Source organism: Pseudomonas sp. G2-4 (assembly GCF_030064125.1).
In the GTDB taxonomy this organism is placed as follows: domain Bacteria; phylum Pseudomonadota; class Gammaproteobacteria; order Pseudomonadales; family Pseudomonadaceae; genus Aquipseudomonas.
Window position 1 is genome coordinate 3,365,666 of record NZ_CP125957.1, and the last position, 24,588, is coordinate 3,390,253.

Genomic DNA, 24,588 nt, shown 5'->3' on the forward strand with positions numbered 1-24,588 from the left:
ACAGACCAACGCCACTTCTGTCAGATCTCCATTCTAGAGGAATGGAGCCTGGAACCATACCTTCCAGTAAATTTTCCCGTGTAGGCCATATCGTCAGGGTTGGAGCCGCACGGCTACGGTGAAACGCCTTGAAGCCGTTGCTGAATTCTCAATAAAAATCCTGCTGCGAAAGCATCCTGAGATTCTCCTGCCGGACAAGTCTTACGTGCCTGCGCCAGTTCCCACCACAGCGGTACGTCACCAGGTGTATTAAGCCAGGCCTGGGCGCATTGCACGCCACGTTCGATCATAGGCGCAAATTCGCTGCCCCACGGTGTCAGAAGACTCGGGCAGCCGTCCGCCGCCGGAATTGAAACGTAATTTTCGTCCATAGACACCTTAGCTTTCGATTATTTATTAATGCTCGGTCTGTTCTAAGCAGCATAGAAACAAAATTGACACTCGGCTTAAGCATCAAAAAAGCCCGAATCAGAGCCAATGTAGACTATATCCCGTGGATTGAGAGTCCCTCAAGGCGCAGTTTGCGCGCATGACTCAAGACTACGAACAGCTTCGTCTGCAACTGGCGGAAAACATCCGCTCGATGCGGCGTGTGAAGAACCTTACCCAGGAGCAATTGGCGCTCATGGCCGAGGTGGATCGTACCTATGTGAGTCAAATCGAACGGGGGGTAGGCAATCCGTCGTTATTGGTCCTCTGCAAACTCGCCAACATTTTCGAGATCAAAACGGATCAGCTGCTCATTGAGTCTGACGTGCTAGCTCGTACACTGAGCGCTGAATGACCACCTGCTGATCTAGAAGATCGCTATAAACCGACAATCCTGCGTTCGGCTTTCTCACTGACACCCCTCGCTCGATTATTGAACCTGTCCAGGCCATACACCCAGAGCCTGGATCATGTCTGCTGCCTGCCCGCACATTTCGCCCCAGAAATTACATCCGTTGGTGCTGAGCATTCTGCTGGCATCCGGGTCAAGCGTAGCGCTGGATACCGGCAACATTACCGCCTCCGTACTTTCTCCAGACTGCCTCGAGTACAGAGTCGTCGGCATCTGCTTTTGGTTGCTCTGCACCCCCTTCGGCTGCACGGTTAAAACCTCAACCAAGGTTCGTCACTTCATTCCTGAGCTGGTGGTCTCGAGCTATGCCACCACCGGTGCCAATCCTTGGACCGAGATGGCCGCCCTATCCTCTCCTATCAGTGGTGCGGAAGGAGGCGGTAACCTGATCACGCCGAACACCCAGCGCGATAATCTGCCTCGGTTCAAAAACGTTGATGCCATCGGTCATCCAGGTGGCTGGGCCGCAACGCAACTGGCCTCGCAATCCGGCTACGCCTGCGCCAGCGGTGCCACGGCGTTCATGCCCTACTACCTGAGCACTTGGGACTCACTGGCCTGGCGTCATGGCATCCCGGAAAGCCTCTATCCCGAGTCACTCGTGCCGGGAATCCGTGAAATCGGTCGTCAGCTCGCGGGAAACATGTGGGGTAACGTCTATCCCCGGCAAGGATTTTTGGTGCAACCCGACGACTTCAAAGCCGCTGCGGTGATGGCGCAGCGAGCGGGTGACGTCATTACCCGCAACTGGCAACCGCACGTGTATGTCCCACTCACACCCTTACCACGCGATGGTTACTGGCCGCCTGGCCCAATCGTTGAAAACGACGCTTCAACCCACAAATGGCAACTGCTCTCCCCCCTGGTTCACCCCACATGTGCCATCTTCCCCAGCGATCCGGTGCAGAGCGCGGATGGCGGCTACGCCTGGTCGCTGTGGCGTCCCTATAGCTGCTGCAAGCGTGAGGGACAGACCTTCCTGTTCAGCATCGACTTCGAAGATGGTGCTTCATGAGTCGGCTTCTTGCAGGACCATGGTTGGGCCCGATGAGTTTGTTGCTCTGCGGACTGCTCACCGTGGCCACGCATGCCCACGCCGCCGAGAACGATTACCGTCTAGGCACTCAAGGCGAAGTACTCGACGACCGAGTGATGTACACCATTGGTGGCGGCTCGGCAGCGGGCTCGCCGAGTTCGCTTTATCGCCCCAACGGTCTCGGTGTTGGCGGATCCTGGCAAGCCAACATGATGTGCGGAAACATGAGCCTCACCAATACCTTGCAAAACCAGTTGAACGGCGTCACCGAAGGTTTCCAGCAGATCATGGGCAGCATCGTGCAAAACGCGACCCAAGCGGTGATGTCGCTGCCGGCGTTGATCATCCAGCGCGCTAACCCCGGTCTCTATGAGTTGTTGAGTAACGGGGTGATGCAGGGGCGTATCGACTTCGACCGCTCCAAGCTGACCTGCCAGGCCATGGCCGAAAAGATGGCGGACAAGGTCGGCCAAGCCGGCTGGGGCGCATTGGCCAAGAACCAGGAGATGCAGGGCAACCTCGAACAAACCGGCGGTGATGCGGTGGCCGCGGTGAAAAACACCGAGGCCCGTAACGGCAATAATGGGGTGTCATGGGTCGGCGGGCAGAAGGCTGGAGGTAGCGGCCAAACACCCATCCGGGTAACCTCCGATGTGGTGCGCGCGGGCTATAACCTGCTGCATAACCGTGCAGTGGATGACAACTCCTCGATCAGTGGCAGCGACTGCTTAGGCGGCGCTATTTGTCAGACATGGACCTCACCCCAAGAGGAATCCGAATGGGCCGTTCGGGTATTGGGCGAGAGCGAAGTCGCGACCTGCGACACCTGCGAAACCCTTCGTTCTACGGCCGGCAGTGGGTTGACGCCGCTGATCCAGGAGGCCTACAGCGAACGCCTCCAGGCCCTGCAAGGGCTGCTGTCGGGTTCACTGCCGCCTACCCCAGACAACTTGACTAAAGCCTCCAGCCCGATGCTGCCGGTGACCCGTGGAGTGATCGAGGCCTTGCGTGATGATCCTGATCAGGAGCTGCTGGCGCGACGCCTGGCCAGCGAGACAGCCTTGTCCAGCGTGCTCGATAAGTCGCTCCTGCTGCTGCGCACGCTGCTGGCAGGCAGTCACGAACCGAACATCGCTTCAGCCGAACCGGCACAGACGGCCTTGACGAAAAACATCGACACGCTGGAGCGCGAAATACGCCTGCTGCAGACCGAGCTGCAGGTCCGGCAGATGCTCACAACCAATACCGCCAGTCTGGTGCTCGACCGGCATGCCGGTGGTGCCGATGCTTCGCGTACCGTTGAGCAAGGCGACCCCGAACCTGGGCGACTCAACGACGCTGACGCCAGGCGCAAGTGAGCCATGAAACACTCACTGCTATTCACTTTGCTTTCAAGCCTTTGGGTTGCAGCAGTGATGATCCCGACCGCCGCACTGGTCGCCTGGATCGGCAGCACTGTGCTGGGTAGTTTCGAGGTCTGGCAGCAAGCCTTGGAATCGATACGGCCTTATCTGCGGTGGTGGCGTGCCCTGCTCTACGGCGTCCTCTTTGCGGTCTGGTGGGACCTGCTTCGGCGCTACCGACATCGACCACAGGATCGACTGCGCGTGCAGCGCATTGGGGCAATGGGGCTCGCACTCTTCATCTGCGTCGAGTTCACCCGATTGTGAGGCCACTACCATGCTCATGAGCACCAACAGCTACCTGGAGTTTTACCTCTCCCTTCTGGCCTGGATCATCAACAACGGTATCTGGAATGTCCTGTCCGACACTGGACTGTTCGCTGTGCCCTTCGGCGCGATCATCTTGCAAGAGTGGTTGTCGGCCCGTCAGCAAGGCGCGGATGAAGGTAACAAGGGATTGCTCTCGGTGCCGCGGATCGAGAACCGGCTGTGGCTGGCCTACATCGTCGTGTTGTTCGGCTGCGCGCCGGTCTTTCCACTGAGCCTCTCGTCCATAGCGTTCGATGATGCGGCCAGTCAGCGCTGCGGCGTGAGCGTGGCCAAACCAACCGAAACCGCCTGGGGGATCACTTTCAACACCATCGGCGAACGCTCCGCCAACGTGCCGATCTGGTGGTTTCTGGTGCATGCCTTGAGCAAAGGAGTGACCGCGGCGGCCACCGCCTCCATCCCCTGCACACCGGATATCCGGCAGATGCGCATGGAGATCGACAGTTCGCGCATCGATAACCAAGTTTTGCAACAGGAAGTCGCCGATTTTACTCGCGACTGCTACGGCTATTCCCGCTCTCGGCTGTTCACCAATCGTCCGCAGTTGGACAAGGCGCAAAGTCATGATGCGTCCTGGATCGGCTCAAGCTATTTTCTAGACACTCCGGGCTACTACGACACCGATCGCTCACGGACACCGCGAGTCAGCTGGCCCTATGATGAAACCCGCGATGTTTCATTGCCACGGCTGGAGAATGGTGCAGGCTATCCCACCTGCAAACAGTGGTGGAGCGACAGTGGTTTCGGGTTGCGCGAGCGCTTGATTGAGCAGGTCGATCCTTCGCTGCTGACTCAGCTAAAAGGTTGGTTGACTGGCCGTTCGAGTAACGAGATTGAGGATGCCACCCTTCGCGAACTGGTCAGCCCGCGCCAGCAATCGATGTCCATGTCGCCAGGACAGGTGTACCAGGACTACGGCTCCAGTGCTCGCGGCGGGTCGATCAATCAGGGGCTCAACAACTTAGCCACCAACACTGGGCTGGCCCTCGGCTCCTTCAGCAACTTCCCGGCGATGAACGCGCTACGCGCCGCCCTGCCGATGGTGCAAGCTTTCCTGATCATGGGCGTCATCATCAGCCTGCCACTGATCCTGCTGGTCAGTACCTACCAATTGAAGACCCTCATGACGGTGACGTTCTCGCTGTTCACGCTGCACATGCTGACCTTCTGGTGGGAGCTGGCCCGTTGGGTCGACTCCAGCATGCTCGATACCTTTTACAACCAAGTGTCGGCGTCCAATCAGGTGCTGTTGTCGCTGCCCACATCCGGTTTTATGGGCGGAACCGTCACGGCGCAGGTGATTGAGTATGTGATGGGGGCAATGTTCATCGTACTGCCTATGCTGTTCCTTGGAGCTATGAGCTGGACAGGATATGCAGTAGGAAACGGGATTCAAGGGATGTTGGCGAACGGCAGCAAAGCAGCAAGTGATTCAGCAAGCAAAGGTACGGATCAAATAATGGGGGCTGCTAAGCGCTCAGTTAGATGACTTGCTGTCGCCGATATAGTGCCCGTTGTCGTCGAAGTCACCGATGTAGAGGTCGGCACCGAGATAGTCTGGCCCTGTTTCCGGCTCTTTAAGACCCCCATCAATGGCAGCCGTGGACAACAGGAGACCAATCACAGCAATCATCGTTACGACAGAAGCTACCAACCAGAAACCGATAAAGAGCAACCCAAGGATGAGTGCCAGCTTCGTAACCAGAAAGCTCCCACGAACCAATAACCCACCCGCAGGCATACCTGTCGCCACCGCACGTTTAGCCACACGAGATTCAAATCCTTTCAACCTGCGATAAACACGTTTTACCGACATACCGCATGCATATGCCCAGCGGTGTGCGCGGGAGATTTGAAGTGGCTGCTGAGCCGGCATGGTTGCGCCCTCTTCTGAGCGTGTTCCTGTGGAAATCGAGATTACAGACTACTACTGAAAATCGCCCATGCTTAACCGTTTATCAGCTTGCTCGGGCGAAAAACTCTTCACTGGAAGACAGAAGACGCAGCTCGTGCACCTGTGCCTCTATGGCCGTTGACCCATCCATATCATCCAGCTACATAGAGAGTACGGATCGCTGTTATCGACAGCACCTTCCCAGGTAGCCAGAGCCTTCAAAGCTACGTCACTCCGGTGATGGTTCCCCCAAGTGCGATTAGCGTTCGGTGGCTCGCACGGTCACGTTTCACTGGTGATGAACGCCTAATGCTCTCCCGAGCGTCTTTCGAGCTCGGCTCGTCCTAACCCCTCTTGCTTTTCTTCAACCCACTGCGGGGAATTCTTTCCCCTATGGGACAGGTTTCTTCGCGCTATCAACGGAGGCACACCATGTCCGACTCACTCACAAGCGAAGCACTGAACACTCTGCGCTTGCCCGTTGTGTTCACTCCAGACGCGTGGCAACACGCGGTATTGCTCGATGGTTCAAGTCATCCTGAAAAGCTGCAGCTCGATAGGCTGAGCAACGTGGTACGCGCAGCCTTCAAAGCTCACCAGGCCGATCCAAACGCACCCTACGTGGTGTTCGAGATAGCTAAGTTTGGCTCAGTGAGTGATGCAGAACATAAACCATTGCTGCGACTGAGTCTCAGCCTACTTCAGACATCAGACCAACCTAACGCCTTACTGATAGCGCTTGCGGAAGAGCAGCAACGCTAAACGCAAACGGCCATACCCGGCCACTGATCCAACTCAGGCTATACGCAATTCTGCACCAATCCAATCAACACCCACCGGGGAACCCTCCCCGACGGGCAAGACGTTCCTCCGGTTTTTCGAGGGAATGCCATGCGCAATATCTACCAAGACGTGACAGACAAGATCGTTACCGCGTTAGACCAAGGCGTAGCGCCCTGGATCAAACCCTGGTCCTCAAATGGCTCAACTGACGTCGCTCATCACCAGCCCTATCCCATCAACGCCATCACGCAGCGCCCCTATTCGGGCATCAATTTACCGTTGCTCTGGGCCGAGGCCAGGTGGCAGGGATTCACTCAAGATCGTTGGCTAACCTTCAACCAAGCCAAAAAAGCCGGCGGGCACATCCGGAAGGGTGAGCACAGCACCCTGGCAGTGCTCTACAAACCGATGGAACGCGAGGAACAGACCGAATCAGGCCAAACCGTACTCGATGAAAACGGCCAGCCCAAGGTCGCTCACTTTGGCATTCTCAGGACGCATTTTCTGTTCAACATTGAGCAAACGGAGGGACTCGAAACGCTCAACGAAACTTTGCTCGAGGCGGAACCGAGCGATCCCTTCTTCCCCAACGGCGCTGCGGAAAATCTGTTGTTACGTTCGGGCGCAAACATCATTCATCGATTTGCCGACGAAGCCTTTTACCACACGATCAGGGATCTCATCCAACTGCCGACAAAATCGCAATTCCACGATCAAGGTGGATACTACGCCACGGCGCTTCACGAGCTGACGCACTGGACCGGACACCACTCTCGATTGCAGCGCGAAGGCGTGACCTCTCCGTGTCCATTTGGCTCGCCAGGCTATGCATTTGAAGAGTTGATCGCCGAAATGGGTGCTGCTTTTTTATGTGCTTATGCCGGCATTCAGGGAGAGCTGAGGCACGAGGGCTACATCGACTCCTGGCTCGGTCTGCTCAAGGCAGACAACCGCGCGATTTTCCGCGCCAGTGGCCAGGCCCGATGCGCTTCGGAGTATGTGCTCAACCTGGAGCAGCAACGGAAGCAGACGGGAATGGATGACTCGCGATGCATGAACGACGGAGCTTGATCGTCACCTCACCGCTACACACGCTTCATAGGGTCCAACACGAGTTGGACCCTTTTTCTATGCCCAGAAAAATCCCCACACTGCGGAGCTCTGACGCAAAGAACATGAGGTAATCCCGTAACCCCAGTACGCCGTTACGTATCTAGATTCTCCGCCAGGTAATCCACCAGCTCAATTGGACTTCGGCTATCGATCACCTTGTAGATCAGATCACGTTTGCTGCGCGGTAGCTTCTTGACCACGCTCTTCGCCGAGGCCCTGACGGCTTCGTCTGTTCCATGGATACGCGCCGCGAGCAGCAGTATGAGCGTGGCGTCAGTGAGGTTCATGACAAGACCCGATAAAATTCGCACCGCAGTGTACCGACACTTCCCTTTTTCGTACCAGCACACGCATCCAACAAAACGGCACCAGGACAAATCGTCATTCCGATTGCTGCACAAAGGGGAAACGCGTCAAAAGGACCGGTAAGGGTCGGAAGGGTATGGGGAGACAAGGGTAAGAGCCCTATCCGAAAAGGCTAAAAGGCTAAAAGGCTAAAAGGCTAAAAGGCCAATGACTCTGCCAGTTCCTGGGAGGACCATGATGCTCAGTCTGTTTCGGCACAAAAGGCAAAAGCCTCCTCCGACGCCCACCGTAAACGTCGCCGATGGGTACCTGCCCATCGAATCGTCCCAGAGCTTGTTAGCAGTCGAGCATCGCCGCCAGTTGCTCGATCGCATCTGGCAGTACACCGCCCTCTCCCATCCGCAATTCAGCCAGCTCTACTTAAATCCGATCCATCGCTACGCCGAGCTGGTCCAGCAGCTTCCAGCCAGCGAGACGCACCACCATGCTTATCTTGGCGGCATGCTCGATCATGGGTTGGAGCTGGTCGCCTGCAGTTTGAAGCTGCGTCAGTCGTATCTGCTGCCGACCGGCGCCGCGCCCGAAGACCAAGCCGCCCAGACCGACGCTTGGTCCGCGGGCGTCGCCTACGGCGCCCTGCTGCATGACATCGGCAAGATCGCCGTGGACCTGCTGGTCGAGCGCCAGGATGGCCATGTTTGGCATCCTTGGCAGGGATCCCTGGATCAGCCGTATCGTTTCCGCTACCTCAAAGGTCGCGACTATCACCTGCACAGCGCCGCCGCAGGCTTGCTCTACACCCAAATTCTCGACCGCCCGATCCTCGATTGGCTCAGTGGGTTTCCGCCACTGTGGGCCAGTCTGCTGTATGTCCTGGCGGGCCAGTACGAACGTGCCGGCGTGCTCGGTGAGTTGGTGATGCAGGCCGATCGCGTTTCCACCGCGCAGAACATTGGCGGGAATCCTAGCAAGGCGCTACAAGCGCCGATTCATTCGCTGCAACATCACTTGATCAGCGGACTGCGTCATCTGGTTCAGTACGAGCTGAAACTCAACCAGCCGGGTGCCGCGGGATGGCTCACTCAAGACGCACTCTGGCTGGTCAGTAAGACGGTCACAGACAAGCTGCGAGCCTATCTGCTGTCGCAATCGATTGAAGGCATTCCCACGTCCAATATTGCGGTGTTCGACGAGCTGCAATCGCATGGATTGGTTGAGTCCACGCCGGAAGGCAAAGCCATCTGGACCGCGCTTGTGGCACAAGGAAATTGGCAGCAGAGTTTTACCTTTCTGCGCCTTCAACCGGCACTGATTTGGGGGAGCGAAGACCGGCCTGAGGCTTTCAGCGGAACAGTGAGCATTACAGGGCATAACCACTCAATTGACACGCCGGTACCAACACCTGCGCCCGAGACAGTCAGTGCAGGATCAGGTCAAAGCCAACCGCAGCAGGATCCCATGACACTAGGGGACGCCGATTACCTCGGCACGCTGCTGGACATGTTCGAGTTGGGAGAACCCGAGGCCAGTGATGCACTGTCAGAAAGTGCTGCCGACAATTCAACTCCATCGGATAACCCTGGCCAAGCATTCCTCAATTGGGTCAAGGAAGGCATTCAGAGCCACAAGCTGATCATCAATGACAGCAAGGCCAAAATCCACACGGTAGGTGGCAGCGTATTTTTGGTCACGCCAGGTCTCTTCCAACGCTACGCGCAGGAGTTTCCCGATATCTCTCAGGGCGCCTGCCAAGAGAACGAAGAATGGCGTTGGGTGCAGAAGCAGTTCGAGAAAGTGAAGGTCCACAGAAAGCGGGACAATGGCCTAAATATCTGGGCATGCCAAGTGCAAGGCCCTAGAAAAAAAACCACCTTGAAAGGCTACCTAGTTGAGGAACCGAAGCTATTTTTTGAACTGATACCGCCCGACAATCCGTTTCTAAAAATCGAACATTATTAAAACACTTTATACCCCTATCGATGGGGACCGAACCGCAACGTTGACTCTGGAGGCCATTCGCAGCTGCATCGCGCTACTACCCCTCTCCGATCGGTATTCTGTAGTACCAATGATAGAATGAATGGTCTAATCGCCGAACCCGCCGCTTCGCTTGCTTGGCGCCGTTTTCTTCGCCGTTCCCGTAGCAAATATCTTGCAACCACAGCTTGGCGTGTTACAACCGTGCGGCACTGGCCGAGAATTACACCGCTATGTGGGGTGGGTTCTGCTTGGTGGTAAGAGGTAATGAAATCGGGGTTTCGAGCGTAGGGTTACCTGAATATTCTCGCGAAAACGCAATGATTGGTACAGAAATTGGTACAAAATCCGCCCCTATTCCAAAAGCCCCGCGTCGGCTGTAACAAGCGGGGCTTTTTGTTAGCGGAGCGTAATCCCTCTGCGCTCATTCAGCGTGAGTTTCCGGCCGGTTGCAGCCCTTCTCGACAGGCAGCAATCGGCCAAAAGCGGACCTTGAAGCGGGAAAAATGGTGCTCAAACCGCCTATATGCCGTCGGATGCTTCTCGGTTACCCGAGTGCATATGCGTAACTTGTCTTAGCGACCTATCACTCGCTCGCGGCGGTTGGCTCAAGGGTGACGGTCATCTCGCCGAAGATGGCTTGGTAGGCCTCCTGGCACGAACTCTCTGCAGTCAGCACCGCGTCGTAAACGAGCTGCGCGCCCGCGGGGGTTAAGCATGCATAACCAACGCGCGCATCGCGGGGATCGCTTTGGCGAGATACCCAACCTATTTTTTCCAAGGGCAGAAGGGACTTGGTTACGGCTGACGCGGTTAAGCCCATGCACTCTGCCAAATCTGCGCGACGAAGCCTGCCGCCGTGGGCTTGCTTAAGATGATGCAGAATCATGAAGTCGCTAAAGCTCAACCCATGCACGGCGGAGAGTTTGGCGTCGATACGCCGAGTGGCGGCAGTGTATGCCCGGGATATGCGGATATAGCGTTCAAGTGTTGAGGGCGAAGTGCCTTTCGCACCCGGTGTGTAGTCAGACATTGCAACACTCCTTCAGTTCGGATGGGGATGGGTGTTCAAAACGTGCGTCCATGGCCTCGAACATTTGGGCCGTTATTTCGAACGAATAGGTCGCACCTTTTTCTAGGTTTCGTTGCAGTACGCGCTCACGGCGTAGCGGCTTATCGGCATTTACGAAGTGGCTAAGCACCTCATAGCCCGCGTTGTGGGCCTGCAGTCGGATTTGAGTGCGGTCTGCTTTCGTCATAAAGCCTTGATCCAGCACCACGTCCTTGCCCGACGCTAGAACCTGCACGCACGTTTCCCATATTTGCGACTCGCAACGTCTAACACGGGGAAGCACCCATTCCAGGCTAAGGGGCTGAGGCAGATCTGGGCCGTATAGACGCTGCATCCATTCATCAATCGAGAAGCTGACAGCGTTTAGCTGGGCCGTTATCTGCCGAGCTAGTGTCGACTTACCGGCCCCGAGAGGGCCGAAAATAATGTGTATGGCGCTCATCTGCCACCTTGTTTCTAGGTAATTTACCTATACAGTATCTAGACATAAGACTGGCGTTGTCAATCCACAGAACGTTTTGAAAAAACTGCTTTCCTGCAAAGTGGTAAGTGAACAGTGATTCGACCAGACGCTGCCCCACACCTTAGATGATTGGCACCTTTGAGATCGGCGCAATGTGTAGCGCGGATCATAAAGGCTGCTTTTGGCCAAATTCTGCAGTTGCTGACCGGCAGCTTTGGGTCGAGGGTGTGTAAAAACGTTTTTGAGCGCGACAGGTACTCAAAACGGGACTGGAAATCGCGTTTCTACGCGAAATCCACATCTGCTGACGTGCCGATAAATTTCAGATTTAACGTAGACGCGCACACTTCAATTTTGGCGAAGCGTTTTTACACACTCTGGGCCAGAAGCGGCCTGTCATTACAGCGAAGACTGAGCCTCCAATTTTGCCAAGCGCACCGCAGCTTCGCTGAGAGTGTGCCGTCGCATTGCTCAGCATGCACATGCGGCTTAGCGGCGATTCAGTCGCGCAACTCAGAAATTGTGCGACAAAGGACAGGAAGCTAACTGCCAATTGTCTCGCCCATCCATGTAGCGAAGATTCGATGAAAATGAAAGCGCGAGAAATCGGCAACGTCGGCCAACTGCACGCCATCCAAAGAATGATCCAGATGAGCATCGATGTAGTTGAGCACGCGGTTTATGCGCCGCGTGTACTCGGCGCGCGATGCCTGGGCGCAAGGTTTGGTGGTCATAGTGCCTGGAATCCAAAGCCGTCTTTATTCTGTCAATGATTTCTTATCGAGCAGTTTTTGGAAAAGAAAGACGAGGCTGGATTGCTGCTCACCCAGAGCTGCAAAAAACTTGCGATCGACTTCCTCCACTACGACGATTGCCTTGTGTGCGATATCACGCCCCGCTTCGGAGACTGAAATAATCTTGGCCCGCGTGTCGGTAGGATGGACATCTCTTACAAACAGCCCGTTTGCAAGAAGCGCCCTGACCACCTGAGAGGTGGTCATCGGGTCGCTGCCAGTCAGTTGCGAAAGGCGCGTCTGGGTAAGCGGCTCTTGTGAACCGAACCAGGTGGTGACTGCAAGCATGACAAACTGAGTATGAGTCAGGCCCAACAGCTGCAAAGCGGCGCGCTGCTCGCGCTGCCAGTTGTTGGATATGCGCCAGAGCAAAAAACCTGGACTATCTGACGGTCCGCTATGGCTGGTTGGCAGCGGTTTCGACTTCATCGGTTACGCCTCAGTTCAGCCAGATCGACATCCATTGCGCTGGCAATCAAGCGAATATTTTTTTCGGTCAGTGGAATCAAACCGCGTCTAAGCACAATGCCCCAGTTGGGCGGGAAACACAGGTCCAGATCTCCACGCAATTTGTCCAGGGGTACTTCTTGTGCCACGGCATATCGAACCCGGCGACGAAACGGCACGAACCCCTCGCCCATATCGAATTCGAACACCTCATCGTCCTGGATTTCCCCCAAGGCTGTGAAGGCTTTCAGCGGCGCACCTTGCATCTCTACAGTCGGGGAGTAATAAACGAAAATATCGCCCTTCTTCATCTTGCGTAGAGGCTGGGCCTTGCCGTGAAAGACCTGCGCAAAGCCGCCCTCCACACCTCGCCAGACGTGTGAGCGCGATACAACACCCAGCCACGCCTGGCTCATACCCTCACCGTACTTTCTGCGCGGGCCACCAGTGCACGCAGGACTTCAGGAAAGTCGGAAGACACTTGCGCGCAGATATCCTCGGCGCCCTCTCCCGCGACATCAATCGAATAGGCGATTGAGTGGTTGCCATTCGGGAGAGCAATGATTTCGTGCTTGACGCGAACGGTTACATCGCCAAGCAGGGTTTCATCCGTAAACCCAATCGGCGCATTGACCTCGACCAGCTGCGACTTGATAACCTCCTGGTCAGGCAACACCATCGTCATCCACACACCCTCGACGAACGGGCCGTCAAGCACGCATGAATAGACACCTGCGTTCCAGTCCTTCCATAGGTGAACGGCTTCAAAAAAATCCCAGACTGTTGCCGCAGGTGCGCTGGTTTCGTGGCGGTATGAAGCACTGGCGTGCACGCGATTGGACATGTCGACTCCTTTTTGTAAGTGAACTTATCATAAGCGCACATACAATAATCATCAACCGAATAACGCACATGAGGAAGCGCGCTAGCGGGCGCTATCCGACGCAAAGCATCGTGGGCCGATCTTCCGGGCCTGTACCCAGCGACGCCACCGACAGCAAAGAAGCGACTTTCACGCGCGTCGGTGGGGCCTGCGCAGCCTTGAGAAACATCGTCTGCAGAGTGTGGTCCGCGCTTGGCCTTTCAGATAAAACGATACGAACTATCGATAATCACGTGTATATTCTCGATTAAATGATAGCGAGTATATAAATTTATGAAACCCAAGCAGCAGCAAAACCAGCGGCTTCTCCTGCAGGCCGCTGTCGAGTTGATGTCGGTGCACGGCTTCGACGGCACCAGCATGAAGCAGATCGCCCGTGCTGCCGGCCTGGGCGATGCCACCATCTACAAGTACTTCTCCACGAAGGAAAAGCTGGTACTGGGCTATTTCGAGCAGGCCCTGGCCGACGCCCTCGCCGAGACCCTGGCCACGGCTGGGTTCGACAGTTTCAGCCTGCAAGAACGCCTGCAGCGTCTCGTCGATGCGCTGTTGGAACTGTTGCTGCCCGATCGCGAGTTCGTGGCCCTCGCCCGAGCCCTGGTGGGTAAGTCGCCGATGTTGCTGATGGGCGATACCCTGCCGGGCAAGCGCGCCATCAAGGAGGCCGTGACCGGGTTTCTCGAGGCCGCCGAGGCCGACGGCAGCATCGCCGCCTGCGACTTCAAGCCGCTTATTGGCGGCCTTTTCGCCGACTACCTGTTCACGGTGGTGGTCTATTGGCTCAACGACAGCTCGGACGAGTTCTCCGACACCACCCGGCTGGTCGACCTCACCCTGGCGGTGCTGGCGCAGACCCTGGAAAGCGGCCTGCTCAACAAGCTGTCGGACCTGGGCGGGTTTCTGCTGCGCAGCCAGTTCTCGCGCCTGATGCAGAACGGCTCGTCGCTGATCGAATTGGTCAAGCTCGCCCGTCCGCTGGTCAAGCGCTGATGGACACGGGAAATCCCCTCAATCCGATGCTGGTGCTGGCCGCCGGCCTCAGTGCAGTGGCCTCGTTGCTGCATCTGATGATCATCCTCGGTGGCGGGCCCTGGTACCGGTTTTTCGGCGCAGTCGAACGTTTTGCCCGTGCGGCAGACGCCGGCCGGGTGTATCCGTCCCTGGTGACGGCCGGCATCGCGGCGGTGCTGGGGCTGTGGGCGGCCTATGCCCTGGCGGCAGGTGGACTCCGTCTGGCGCTGCCTTGGGTGCCCCAGGTGATGTGCGCGCTGACGGCCGTCTACCTGGTGCGCGGCCTGGCCATAGTTCCGCTGATACTGTTCACCCGGGCCGCTGTCACGCCGTTCCTGCTGTGGAGCTCGGGGGTGTGCATGCTGGTCGGGTTGTATCAGGCCTGGCCACGGAAGATGGGGGCTTCTGTATGAGCTGCCGTCGCCCCCTCACTGACATGCCGCACCGAAGGAAGTCCCATGGCCACTGATCCCAAACTCCGCATCGGGCGTATGGCCCGGGGCGCCATCACCGGCCTGGCCGTCGCCCAGGCCGGCGTGGCCCACCTGGGTCACCTGGTGCGCCGCAAACCGGCACCGGGTGAAGTCGATGCGCGCCAAGCCGAACATGAAGCCGAATTGGGCCGCATCCTCTTTGGTGCCCTCAACCAGCTCAAGGGCACGGCGCTCAAGGCCTCGCAACTGCTGAGCATGGAAGCCAGCCTGCTGCCGGAGGGTGTGCGCCGCGAGTTGGCGCGCGGCTTCCACCAGGCCACGCCACTCAACCGAGCCCTGGTGCATAAAGTCTTCCGCCAGGAGTTCTCGCGGGACGCCGACGACCTGTTCCAGCGCTTCGACCCGCAGGCCTTCGCCGCGGCCAGTCTCGGCCAGGTCCACCATGGCGAGCTGCACGGTGGCGAACGGGTGGTGGTCAAGGTGCAATACCCCGGCATCGCGGCCTCCATCGGCAGTGACATGGGCCTGATCCGCCACCTGCTGCAGGGCCTACGGCTGACGTCCGACCTGCTGCCCGGCCACGACATCGTCGACCGGATCATGACCGACATCGAACACAGGCTGGCCGAGGAAGTCGACTACACCCATGAGGCCGGACAGTTGCAATGGTTCGGCGAGCATGCGCAGCTGGCGGATGTGGTGGTACCGCAGCCGGTGCTCAGCCACACCACCCGGCGCGTGCTGACCATGCAGGCGGTGGGCGGCCTGCACCTCGATGCCTGGCTGGCCACCCAACCCGCCCAGGCGGCGCGCAACCGTGCGGGCCAGTGCTTATTCGACTGGTTTATGCACAGCGTGTTCGTATGGCATCGGTTGAATGCCGATCCTCATCCCGGCAATTTCCTGTTTATGCCGGATGGCCAGTTAGGGGTGATCGATTTCGGCTGCACCAAGCCGTTGTCGCCGGCCTTTACCGACAGGATCGCCCGGGTCTGGTGTATAGGCCTGAGGGAGGTGGCGGGTGGCGACAGCACACCGCTGCGCCAGGCCTATGTCGATCTCGGCCTGATCTCGCCCAGCCTGTCGGATGCCGATTTCGAACAGCAGCTGATGCCGGCCCTCGCCGCGATACGGACCTGGCAGATCGAGCCGTTCCGGCAGGCCCGCTTCGACTTCGCGAACCGCTCTGCCTTTCCGGTCTTGACGGCCGCGCATCGCCAGGTCCTCACACGGTCCCTGATCGCCGTGCCACCGGAGCTGCCGTATTTCGACCGGGCATTCCTGGGCATCAACCAGCTGCTGAAAACCCTGGGCGCCGAGGTGGTCACCATAACCCCCTGGATCCATTCATCCTTCAAGGAGTCACGTCATGTCTGAGCGCTCTCACACCCCCAGGGCCTGGATTGGCCATTGTTTGATGGGGGTTGCCGTCCTGCACACCTTCGCCGCCGGATTCATGTTTGCCGACCCACTGCTCGACATCCTCCACCTTGGGATTTTCGACAGCATCAACCGCGATCCGCGCAAGGGAGTGGCAGTGTGGTTCGTGATGTTCGGTGTGCTGCTTGCCCTGCTGGCGCTAACCGTGACCTCGCTCGAACGGTGCGATGACACGGCCACGCTGCATGCGGTGGGTGTCGGCATGCTGCTGCTCGCGGCCCTGGGCATCGTGCTGATGCCCATGTCCGGCGTCTGGCTGGCCATCCCGCCGGGCATCGCCTTGCTGACGAGGCGTCGCGTCGAGGCGGCCGGCGTGTCGCCGAGGGGTGCATGAGCAAGTTTTTTTGTATCTCAGTCATTCATTTTTCAACTTCACAGGAAATCCAACATGTTCGCCAGAGTCATGACTATTCAGATCCAATCCGGGAAGCTTGAGGAAGCCACCGCCGTCTACCGCGACTACGTGCTCCCGGTAGCCCGGCAGCAGAAGGGTTTCGTCAGCGCCTTGCTGTTGACCGATGCGAGGACCGGAAAAGCCGTTTCGACCACCGTCTGGGAGACGGAGGCCAACCAGAATGCCGATGCGGCCAACGGCTATATCCAACGCGAGCTGGCCAGGATCGGCACCCTGATAGTCACCCCGCCGACCCAGGAGGCGTTCGAAGTCAGCGTGCACACCTACAGCTGAAACCGACAATGCGAGGGGCTCCGGGGGTGGGCAGCCACCGGAGATCCGTATGCTTATCTGAAAGATATCCTCATGCGCCTGCCTACGCACCAGGCTAGTGATATTGCGCAACTGCTGCCGCATAGGTGGCAACTGGTATCATTAGGCGGAACGGGGTTCCCGGCGCATCAGACCACCACATTACCTTACTACGACGAAAGAGCTAAATCCCCATGAAAACGACTGTTAGCTGCACGTTTCAGATAACTGGCTGGGACGAGAAGCCGTCTCAAGAACTTGAGGACACTCCGAAACTCTCACACGCCAAAGTCACGCAGTCCTATGCTGGCGCCATCGAGGGAACAAGTAGCGTCGAATACCTCATGTCTTATAACGTTGACGGCACAGCTAGCTTTGTTGGTTTTGAGCGAATTTGTGGTGTGGTCACAGGTAAGAGCGGAACATTTGTTGTTCGGCATTCGGGATCATTTTCGGAGGGAAAGGCGCGCAGCATTTGGAGTGTCGTGAAGGGTACAGGCACGGGGGATCTAGTAAATCTTAGCGGTAATGGTAACTACGTTGCTGGTCATGGCGAGCCGGCACAAGTGTCATTTGAATACTCATTTGAACCTGACAGCTAAAGTGTATTGGCTGGACGCATCCCCGTTTCTGCCAAAGCTTGTGCGAAGCTCTTAACGTGAACGAGGTTTTGAAGGGCTAAGGTTTGTATGGATTCACGGTGGCAGTAACGGCGATTGCTTGTAACCGCCTGGTGAAGGCGCCTACCTGTACTGAGCAGAATCTGCAATGAGATGCAGTCGCCCCGAACCTCACCGCGCAACGGTCTAGATAGGATCCTGAACATTGCTGGCAGGGTCAGCATATGGATGCGTAGGACGTCCCAAGGTAAGGTACGGTCGTCACGCGTATGCGTCCGGCCAAGTCATCTACCCAGCTCCTCGAAGCCAGGACATGGTGTGCACTTAAATTTAAGTGGACACCAGTTCCAGCCTTTTAAGCGGGTATTCCATGCAGCCACAACGCCGTTCCTACTCCAAGTCCTTCAAGGCCCAGGTCATTCAAGAGTGTGCCCAGCCTGGCGCTTCAATTGCCAATGTCGCACTGAGCCATAGCCTCAACGCGAATCTCGTCCATAAGTGGATTCGGCTGCAATCGCAAAATAGTGTTGTCGTGCAACCTGCCTTTATTCCGATGACATTGCCGTCGTCGGCGTCACGACTGGATGTCACCTCAGCCATGATCTGTCTCGAAATTCCACACCCGCGCGGCGCCGTCAAAGTGAATTGGCCGACCGAAAGTGCTGCTGCCTGCGCAAACTTTCTTCGAGACCTGCTGCGATGATCCGCATTGACTCCATTTGGCTTGCCACCGAGCCGATGGACATGCGCGCAGGCACCGAGACTGCGCTGGCCAGAGTGATCGCGGTGTTCGGTGCGGCGAAACCGCACTGTGCTTATCTGTTCGCCAACCGTCGCGCCACTCGTATGAAAGTTCTGGTGCATGACGGCTTCGGTATCTGGCTGGCTGCTCGCCGGTTGAACCAAGGTAAGTTCCACTGGCCAGGCATTCGCCATGGCTCTGAAATGGAGTTGGATACCGAGCAACTACATGCCCTGGTATTGGGCCTGCCATGGCAGCGCGCGGGTTCCGGCAGCGCGATCACACTGCTTTAACGGCTGCCATTAGCCTATCGCTCTATCGCCGCGAATTGTCTGCTCTGGCAAAATCGGCACCATGATTTTCCCCTATCTCGACCACCTGAATCCTGAACAACTGCGCGCGTTGGCGGCGCAGTTGATGCAGCGTGTCGAGACTCTCGACCATCAAGTCGACACGCTGGGTAAGACGGTTGATACGATGGGCCAGAAGATCAACCGTGACCAAACGGTGATCGAGAAGCTGACCCACGAGATCGCACAACTCAAGCGTTTGAAGTTTGCCAAGCGCAGCGAGCAGCTGAATCCGCAGCAGGCCAGCTTGCTCGATGACCTGATCGATACCGATATCGCGGCGATTGAAGCAGAGCTTCAAGCCTTGCAAGCCGCTCCGTCGCCGACCGAGCAAAAGCGGAAGCCTAAGCGCACTGCGTTGCCGGCAGAGTTTCCACGCACATTGATCCATCACGAACCGGGCAATACTCACTGCCCATGTGGCTGCGCACTCAAGCGCATCGGTGAGGACGTCAGCGAGAAACTCGACTACACGCCCGGCGTATTCATCGTCGAGCGTCATGTTCGTGGCAAGTGGGTCTGCGATGACTGCGAAACGCTGATCCAGGCGCCGGTTCCCGCGCAGGTCATCGACAAGGGCATCCCGCCTGCTGGGCTACTTGCTCACATCATGATCGCGAAGTTTGCTGACCATCTGCCGCTTTACCGGCAGGAGTCGATCTTTGGTCGAGCTGGCTTGGCGATTCCACGTTCAACGTTGGCTCAATGGGTTGGCGTTACTGGCGTGCAGTTGCAGCCTCTGTTCGATGCGCTGCGCGACGTAGTGCTCGGCCAGGAGGTCGTCCACGCGGATGAAACACCGGTGCAGATGCTCGCGCCAGGCTCGAAGAAACCCACCGTTCTTATGTCTGGGCCTACGCCACCAGCCAATTCTGCGAACCAGCAGCTGTCGTCTACGACTTCAGTCCCAGCCGCGCCGGTGAGCATGCTCGCAACTTCCTGCAAGACTGGAAGGGCAAGCTGGTGTGTGATGATTTTGGCGGTTACAAGGCCAGCTTTGAACTCGGCGTGACCGAGATCGGTTGCATGGCCCATGCACGGCGCAAGTTCTTCGAATTGCATGCCACCAACAAGAGCATGCTCGCCGAACAGGCGCTGCGCTACATCCAGTTGCTTTACGAAATCGAAAGTGAAGTCCGATACCAGAAACCAGATTTACGCCGTCGAATACGGCAAGAAAAGGCGGTGCCGGTGATGGATATGCTGCATGCCTGGATGATCGCCCAGCGTGATCTTGTGCCCGAAGGTTCGGCTATTAGCAAAGCACTGGATTACAGCCTGAAACGCTGGGCAGCGCTATCGCGCTACCTCGATGACGGGGCCGTACCCATTGACAACAATTGGGCCGAGAATCAGATTCGGCCATGGGCTCTTGGACGCAAGAACTGGCTCTTCGTAGGGTAGCTACGAAGCGGAAAACGGGCGGCGGCCATCATGAGCCTGATCCAGTCGGCACGCATGAATGGGCATGATCCGTATGCCTATCTCAAAGATGTGCTGATGCGACTGCCGACGCATCGGGCGAGTGAAATTACAGAGTTGCTGCCACACCGGTGGACGCCTGCTCGACAGCATGCATAGGTTTATAGGCGCCAATATTGACAGTCGAGATAAATCCCCCGACTATAAATCAATGACTATTACCTACCGACTGAACATGATGCACACTTTGATGACCGCCTTTGGCGGGCCATAAGGTGATGCGCGCGTAGGTACTAGGTGCATTGACTAAAGCCCCGCCAGGAATGGACGGGGCTTTTTCATTCTCCGTTCAGAATGGCCTATCTCAGGAGAGTGAAGATGTTGCAGATTCGTCGAGCAGAGCGTTGTGATGCTGAGGCAGCATTCGATATCCGCTTTCAGGCAATTCAGAACCAATGCAGCACCGTTTACACGAATGCTCAAGTGGTGGCTTGGACTTGCGTCCCACTCACGGATAAATATAGATCCTGGGTGGAAGAAGATTATCACTTGGCGTGCGTCAATGGACTTCCTGTGGCTACAGGGCTGATAAATCTTCAGAGCGGGGAACTGGAGGCAATCTTCGTGTTACCCAAGTTCATGGGCCAAGGCATAGGTAAAAAGATGGTCACTCATCTTGAGCATCTAGCACGAAAGGCGGGACTTGCTGAGATCCACCTTGAAGCCACGCTGAATGCTGAAAATTTTTATCAGCGCTGTGGCTTCACCGGAAGCGCCCAAGCTGTTTACAACTCCCCCTCCGGGCTCCAATTGGCATGCGTGCCTATGCGCAAGCAGTTGGTAGATCTGACCGACCTCAAGGATCTTGAGTGTCGTGCGCTTCGCTAGCTGCATCTGCGAAAAATCGACCCTTGGCGATTGGTAGTCCAGTCGCCTTCGGTCGACAGATGACGCATTTATGTAGCTAGGCACTCATGCCCGCTGCGCAGGCGTTAGGAAGGTGACTTCGCTGGACGCTTACATTTCGAGATGCACGCCACCTCTCCTTTAGACCTTAAATTGCCGCACGATGGAATGAAGGTTTTCGCTTAGCGTAGCGAGAGAACGGGCTGTTTCTGCTCCAAGGCGAGTTTCCTCTGCAACGCTTTCAACCACCACGGCAATTTGGTGCACGCTACGATTGATTTCTTCGGACACTGCTGTCTGTTCTTCAGCGGCACCCGCGATCTGGGTATTCATCAAGTTAATTGTCGAAATCAGCATTGCGATTGCATTGAGTGAAACAGTGGCCTTGCCTACTGCATCGCTTGTGCTGTTTCCTGCCTCGCTGGAGCGACGCATGGCGCTAACGGTATTCATCGTCCCTTGTTGAAGGCGAACGATCATTCCCTGTATTTCTTGAGTGCTTTGTTGGGTCTTGCTTGCCAGTGCACGGACTTCATCAGCGACCACCGCGAATCCCCGTCCGGCATGACCGGCGCGAGCCGCTTCGATGGCCGCGTTCAACGCAAGCAAATTGGTTTGCTCTGCAATTGAGCGGATCACGCTGAGAACTTTGACGATCGAGTGCACGTCATCCTGCAACTGATTGAGGGCCCCTTCGCTGTGGCGTAACTCGTCCACGAGCGCATGAATACTTTGCACGCTGTGAGAGACAATCTGAGTGGCTAAGCGGCCTTCACTGTCTGCTTCATTGGCCGCCGTTGCCGCCCCTTGAGCGCTTTGGGCAACCTCATGGGCTGCAGCGGACATCTGGTTGATTGCCGCTGCCACTTGATCCGTCTCGTGGCGTTGTTTCGCGGTCGCATTTTCACTTCGTATCGCTTGATCGGCAACCGCCCCAACCAACTGATTGAGCTGTCCTGTGGTCTCCGTTACATGCTTAACAAGAGAATGAATCTTTCCTACAAAACGATTGAATGAGTTTGCCAGAGCCCCGAGTTCATCATCGCCTGACACAGGTAAGCGATTGGTCAAGTCGCCATCTCCGGAGGCTATTTCGTCTAGCTGGTTCTTAATGAGATGAAGTGGTTGTACCAGGGCTCGGGCGGTCCAGGCGGAGACAATAGCAATTATTAGAAATAGCGCCGCTCCTACTCCAAGCATCAGTTGGATGAGCGTTGCACTTCGATTGTTCGATGCGTCAGCCACGTCCTGCACTTCTCGTTCGATATCGTCCATGTTGACCGAGGCACCGAAAGCCAAATCCCATTTGGCTAAGTAAACCGCGTAACCAATTTTCGGAGCGCTCTTATCGCTACCTGGAGTCGGAAAGCTGTATTCGACAAAGTGACTGCCTTCCTTAGCTGCACGAACCAGTTCGTTGACCACATAAACCCCATTCGGGTCTTGCATGCCTCTGAAGCTTTCGCCGATTTTCAAGTCCTTGTCGGCCCAGAAAATGCGGACGGAGTTGGAGTCATAACCCCAAAAGTATCCTTCTTTGCCGAACCCAATTTTACGTAAAACAGCCACTGCTTGATCTCGGGCCTGGGCGTCACCCTGGCTTGAGGCGGCATAAATAGTGGTAATCGCACCTTCTGCGACTTGGACTAGATTCTCCAGGGAGGATTTACGAGCGGAAATCAGCATCTCTCTGGTGTCTTTCACCTGCGCGTCGTTGGATCTCTGTAAGAGTACTACCGCAAGCCCGCTTAAGAGAGCTGCAAGCAATAACACGGGGATAACGCTCAGCAGAACGACTTTGTTATAAATGGTCAAACGCATTTTATTTTCGCCTATAGCAAGCATTAGTCCACTGGCATGGCTTCGTTTCCACGGGCAGCTTACGCAGGAGTATTCAGCGGATCTTGTTGAGAATGCTTGATTTGAATCAATGGTCGCGGTAGGGATGGCAGTTACCTGCCACCCCCCGCACAGATCCGTACGTGCGGAACTACCGCATACGGCTCCTGCCTCGGGTGCGTGACGCGAAGCGATCCTCAGGATACGGGTGTGCATTCTTTGGGCTCGGTATGTAGTGATCTGTGAGCAACCCGAAGTGAGACCATTGCAGCCGATTTCGCTGGCTGCGTCGCCCGAGAGCCTGACGCCAATATCGGCATATGGCCTTCCTGAAGCCACTCAACAGCTTCAAGTTTCCTGGCACCGCGTGGTAATTGAAGTAACCACTCACCACCCGAATCAGCCATTGCCCTTGAGCCCGGATGGGTTCATGACGTCGGCGCTTCAGCTCATCCCGAATAGCTAGCAGCGTCGCACGCATTCGCTTCTTGACCGTCAGGCGCAGTATTTGAAACCCACCGCTTCTGTTGGTACTACAACAGTGCGTGAAGCCCAGGAAGTCAAATGTCTCCGGTTTACCTAAGCCTCGCTTCCTACGATTTCTCGCAGCAAAACGACCAAACTCAATCAGCCGTGTTTTCGAGGCATTGAGGGACAATCCGAACTTGGCCAAGCGCTCCTGCAACTGCACCAAAAACTGCTGAGCCTGCCATTGCGTCCTGAAACCCACCACGCTGTCATCCGCGTAGCGCACAATGATCACATCGCCACGGACATGTCGCTCACGCCACTGCCTTGTCCACAGATCCAGCACGTAGTGAAGATAGATATTCGCCAGCAGCGGCGAGATCACTGCACCTTGGGGAGTCCCCTTGGTCGCAGCCACTCTACGGCCATCCTGCATAACACCCGCTTGAAGCCATTTGCAGATAAGCCCGAGCAGGCGCCGGTCTGCAATCCGGTGCCCCAGAAACATCAGCATCCATTCATGGTCGATCTCATCAAAGAACGACGTGATATCCGCATCCAATATCCAGTTCACCTTCTGGCCCTTCAGCGCGACCGTCAACGCATCCAGCGCATCATGCTGGCTGCGTCCCGGCCGAAACCCGTACGAGAATCCCAGAAAGTCCTCTTCATAGATCGCATTCAGAACGGTAACGACCGCTTGCTGTACGATCTTGTCCTCCAGAGAGGCAATGCCCAGCGGACGCTGCCTGCCGTCGGCTTTGGGGATATAGACCCGCCGCGACGGCGTTGCCCGATAGGCTCCACTGTGGAGCCTTCCGTGCAAATCGGTCACCCGCTGGAGAAGACCTTCCTCATATTCTCGCCACGACATGCCGTCCACGCCCACTGCTGCATCGCGGCGAAGTGCATAGAAGCTCTGCGCCAATAACTGCGGTGTGATGTGGTGCAGCAATGCCGTGAACTGCATGCCCTTGTTCCTTCGGGCTGCTTTACGTACACCTTCAAGTCCCATCGACGCGCAACTGATCCGGCTCAGTGTCCGGGGCGCGGGGGGCCTGTCGGTGTTTCCCTTGGCTACGTCCCTTTCCTCCACTATCTCCGCAGGGCCAGGCCCTTTGTTCGATGGCTTCTCAGGTACTACGGACGTATCCGACTTCTCCGCGGCGTGGACAGCAGGGTTACGGCTTTTGGCCTTTCCTGCTCCGCCCGGTGCTTGCGCACCGGGCACCGCTGAGATCTCCCAGTTTCTGTGCGAAGGACTTCCCGACGTGCACAGGGTCTCCGACCGCACGGGATCAGAGCATG

At 56.7% G+C, this 24,588-nt stretch carries 27 protein-coding genes and 4 pseudogenes; 19 read left to right on the forward strand and 12 right to left on the reverse strand.

Translation table 11 applies throughout. The features are described 5' to 3' along the window. Positions 1-113: 113 nt before the first annotated feature. Entirely contained in the window at positions 114-371 is a 258-nt protein-coding gene (locus tag QNH97_RS14505) for a LasR-specific antiactivator QslA (RefSeq protein ID WP_283552624.1), read from the reverse strand. 158 nt (positions 372-529) lie between these two features. Between QNH97_RS14505 and QNH97_RS14510 the strand changes: the two genes are divergently transcribed. The 5 genes from QNH97_RS14510 to QNH97_RS14530 all read left to right on the forward strand — a co-directional run bounded on the left by QNH97_RS14510 (position 530) and on the right by QNH97_RS14530 (position 5,099). After that, complete coding sequence (locus QNH97_RS14510; RefSeq protein ID WP_047703579.1) at positions 530-784, forward strand: helix-turn-helix domain-containing protein; 255 nt, start codon at positions 530-532, stop codon at positions 782-784. Positions 785-899: 115 nt separating this feature from the next. After that, a complete protein-coding gene (locus QNH97_RS14515; RefSeq protein ID WP_283552625.1) occupies positions 900-1,856 on the forward strand; it encodes a TIGR03756 family integrating conjugative element protein in 957 nt (318 codons plus the stop codon). Beyond that, entirely contained in the window at positions 1,853-3,235 is a 1,383-nt protein-coding gene (locus tag QNH97_RS14520) for an integrating conjugative element protein (RefSeq protein ID WP_283552626.1), read from the forward strand. Before QNH97_RS14515 ends, QNH97_RS14520 begins: the two co-directional genes overlap by 4 nt. 3 nt (positions 3,236-3,238) lie before the next feature. Beyond that, positions 3,239-3,547, forward strand: coding sequence for a hypothetical protein (locus QNH97_RS14525; protein WP_283552627.1), 309 nt, complete (start codon positions 3,239-3,241; stop codon positions 3,545-3,547). A 10-nt stretch (positions 3,548-3,557) separates the two neighbouring features. Next, entirely contained in the window at positions 3,558-5,099 is a 1,542-nt protein-coding gene (locus tag QNH97_RS14530) for a conjugal transfer protein TraG N-terminal domain-containing protein (RefSeq protein ID WP_283552628.1), read from the forward strand. Here the strand turns inward: QNH97_RS14530 and QNH97_RS14535 are convergent. Next, complete coding sequence (locus tag QNH97_RS14535) at positions 5,088-5,486, reverse strand: DUF3742 family protein (RefSeq protein WP_283552629.1); 399 nt, start codon at positions 5,484-5,486, stop codon at positions 5,088-5,090. The genes QNH97_RS14530 and QNH97_RS14535 overlap by 12 nt on opposite strands. A gap of 450 nt (positions 5,487-5,936) precedes the next feature. On the opposite strand from QNH97_RS14535, the gene QNH97_RS14540 reads away from it, so the two are divergent. Together QNH97_RS14540 and QNH97_RS14545 are read left to right on the forward strand one after the other, a co-directional pair. Continuing rightward, a complete protein-coding gene (locus tag QNH97_RS14540) occupies positions 5,937-6,266 on the forward strand; it encodes a hypothetical protein (RefSeq protein WP_283552630.1) in 330 nt (109 codons plus the stop codon). Positions 6,267-6,395: 129 nt separating this feature from the next. Beyond that, positions 6,396-7,358 (forward strand): ArdC family protein, encoded by a 963-nt coding sequence (locus QNH97_RS14545; RefSeq protein ID WP_283552631.1) that lies wholly within the window; start codon positions 6,396-6,398, stop codon positions 7,356-7,358. Positions 7,359-7,492: 134 nt separating this feature from the next. Here the strand turns inward: QNH97_RS14545 and QNH97_RS14550 are convergent, their stop codons facing one another. Continuing rightward, entirely contained in the window at positions 7,493-7,687 is a 195-nt protein-coding gene (locus QNH97_RS14550) for a DUF7740 domain-containing protein (protein ID WP_283552632.1), read from the reverse strand. A 256-nt stretch (positions 7,688-7,943) separates the two neighbouring features. Between QNH97_RS14550 and mobH the strand changes: the two genes are divergently transcribed. Continuing rightward, positions 7,944-9,665 carry a MobH family relaxase gene (mobH, locus tag QNH97_RS14555; protein ID WP_283557489.1) on the forward strand — a complete coding sequence of 574 codons (1,722 nt, stop codon included), beginning with the start codon at positions 7,944-7,946 and terminating at the stop codon, positions 9,663-9,665. Between the two features lie 604 nt (positions 9,666-10,269). On the opposite strand, the gene QNH97_RS14560 is transcribed toward mobH, so the two are convergent. From QNH97_RS14560 to QNH97_RS14585, 6 genes are all read right to left on the reverse strand, one after another. Beyond that, positions 10,270-10,716: a MarR family winged helix-turn-helix transcriptional regulator gene (locus QNH97_RS14560; protein WP_283552633.1), complete on the reverse strand. Its 447-nt coding sequence runs from the start codon at positions 10,714-10,716 to the stop codon at positions 10,270-10,272. After that, complete coding sequence (locus tag QNH97_RS14565; RefSeq protein WP_283552634.1) at positions 10,709-11,197, reverse strand: P-loop nucleotide/nucleoside kinase family protein; 489 nt, start codon at positions 11,195-11,197, stop codon at positions 10,709-10,711. Before QNH97_RS14565 ends, QNH97_RS14560 begins: the two co-directional genes overlap by 8 nt. A gap of 563 nt (positions 11,198-11,760) precedes the next feature. Then, positions 11,761-11,952, reverse strand: coding sequence for a hypothetical protein (locus QNH97_RS14570; RefSeq protein ID WP_283552635.1), 192 nt, complete (start codon positions 11,950-11,952; stop codon positions 11,761-11,763). Between the two features lie 24 nt (positions 11,953-11,976). Beyond that, on the reverse strand, positions 11,977-12,441 hold the full coding sequence (locus tag QNH97_RS14575) for a MarR family winged helix-turn-helix transcriptional regulator (protein WP_283552636.1): 465 nt from the start codon (positions 12,439-12,441) through the stop codon (positions 11,977-11,979). Next, the gene (locus QNH97_RS14580) at positions 12,438-12,875 is read right to left on the reverse strand and encodes an EVE domain-containing protein (RefSeq protein WP_283552637.1); all 438 of its coding nucleotides are present in this window, start codon (positions 12,873-12,875) and stop codon (positions 12,438-12,440) included. Before QNH97_RS14580 ends, QNH97_RS14575 begins: the two co-directional genes overlap by 4 nt. Beyond that, a complete protein-coding gene (locus QNH97_RS14585) occupies positions 12,872-13,303 on the reverse strand; it encodes an SRPBCC family protein (protein ID WP_283552638.1) in 432 nt (143 codons plus the stop codon). The genes QNH97_RS14580 and QNH97_RS14585 overlap by 4 nt, the downstream gene beginning before the upstream one ends. A 312-nt stretch (positions 13,304-13,615) precedes the next feature. On the opposite strand from QNH97_RS14585, the gene QNH97_RS14590 reads away from it, so the two are divergent. The 11 genes and pseudogenes from QNH97_RS14590 (at position 13,616) to QNH97_RS14640 (ending at position 20,955) form a co-directional block, all read left to right on the forward strand. Beyond that, the gene (locus tag QNH97_RS14590; RefSeq protein WP_283552639.1) at positions 13,616-14,332 is read left to right on the forward strand and encodes a TetR/AcrR family transcriptional regulator; all 717 of its coding nucleotides are present in this window, start codon (positions 13,616-13,618) and stop codon (positions 14,330-14,332) included. Continuing rightward, positions 14,332-14,766, forward strand: coding sequence for a hypothetical protein (locus QNH97_RS14595; RefSeq protein WP_283552640.1), 435 nt, complete (start codon positions 14,332-14,334; stop codon positions 14,764-14,766). Before QNH97_RS14590 ends, QNH97_RS14595 begins: the two co-directional genes overlap by 1 nt. A 45-nt stretch (positions 14,767-14,811) precedes the next feature. Further along, positions 14,812-16,164, forward strand: coding sequence for an ABC1 kinase family protein (locus QNH97_RS14600; protein ID WP_283552641.1), 1,353 nt, complete (start codon positions 14,812-14,814; stop codon positions 16,162-16,164). After that, positions 16,157-16,561: a DUF6463 family protein gene (locus QNH97_RS14605; RefSeq protein ID WP_258689368.1), complete on the forward strand. Its 405-nt coding sequence runs from the start codon at positions 16,157-16,159 to the stop codon at positions 16,559-16,561. The genes QNH97_RS14600 and QNH97_RS14605 overlap by 8 nt, the downstream gene beginning before the upstream one ends. Before the next feature lie 54 nt (positions 16,562-16,615). Beyond that, positions 16,616-16,915, forward strand: coding sequence for an antibiotic biosynthesis monooxygenase family protein (locus QNH97_RS14610; protein ID WP_283552642.1), 300 nt, complete (start codon positions 16,616-16,618; stop codon positions 16,913-16,915). A 42-nt stretch (positions 16,916-16,957) separates the two neighbouring features. Further along, positions 16,958-17,044: pseudogene (locus QNH97_RS29510) on the forward strand (transposase domain-containing protein); the annotation flags it as partial. 83 nt (positions 17,045-17,127) lie between these two features. Further along, positions 17,128-17,535, forward strand: a complete 408-nt coding sequence (locus QNH97_RS14620) for a DUF3224 domain-containing protein (protein WP_283552644.1) — start codon at positions 17,128-17,130, stop codon at positions 17,533-17,535. 388 nt (positions 17,536-17,923) lie between these two features. Next, a complete protein-coding gene (gene tnpA / locus QNH97_RS14625; protein ID WP_283552645.1) occupies positions 17,924-18,256 on the forward strand; it encodes an IS66-like element accessory protein TnpA in 333 nt (110 codons plus the stop codon). Beyond that, positions 18,253-18,588 carry an IS66 family insertion sequence element accessory protein TnpB gene (gene tnpB / locus QNH97_RS14630; RefSeq protein WP_076028326.1) on the forward strand — a complete coding sequence of 112 codons (336 nt, stop codon included), beginning with the start codon at positions 18,253-18,255 and terminating at the stop codon, positions 18,586-18,588. The genes tnpA and tnpB overlap by 4 nt, the downstream gene beginning before the upstream one ends. Positions 18,589-18,649: 61 nt before the next feature. Next, positions 18,650-20,226, forward strand: a pseudogene (gene tnpC, locus QNH97_RS14635) (IS66 family transposase). 219 nt (positions 20,227-20,445) lie between these two features. Then, a complete protein-coding gene (locus QNH97_RS14640) occupies positions 20,446-20,955 on the forward strand; it encodes a GNAT family N-acetyltransferase (protein WP_076028324.1) in 510 nt (169 codons plus the stop codon). Between the two features lie 159 nt (positions 20,956-21,114). On the opposite strand, the pseudogene QNH97_RS29515 reads toward QNH97_RS14640, so the two are convergent. From QNH97_RS29515 to ltrA, 3 genes and pseudogenes are all read right to left on the reverse strand, one after another. Continuing rightward, positions 21,115-21,633: pseudogene (locus QNH97_RS29515) on the reverse strand (methyl-accepting chemotaxis protein); the annotation flags it as partial. A gap of 387 nt (positions 21,634-22,020) precedes the next feature. Next, positions 22,021-23,028, reverse strand: a pseudogene (locus tag QNH97_RS29520) (cache domain-containing protein); the annotation flags it as partial. Next, positions 22,964-24,250: a group II intron reverse transcriptase/maturase gene (gene ltrA / locus QNH97_RS14650; RefSeq protein ID WP_350356189.1), complete on the reverse strand. Its 1,287-nt coding sequence runs from the start codon at positions 24,248-24,250 to the stop codon at positions 22,964-22,966. The pseudogene QNH97_RS29520 and the gene ltrA, both read right to left, overlap by 65 nt. Positions 24,251-24,588 lie beyond the last annotated feature (338 nt).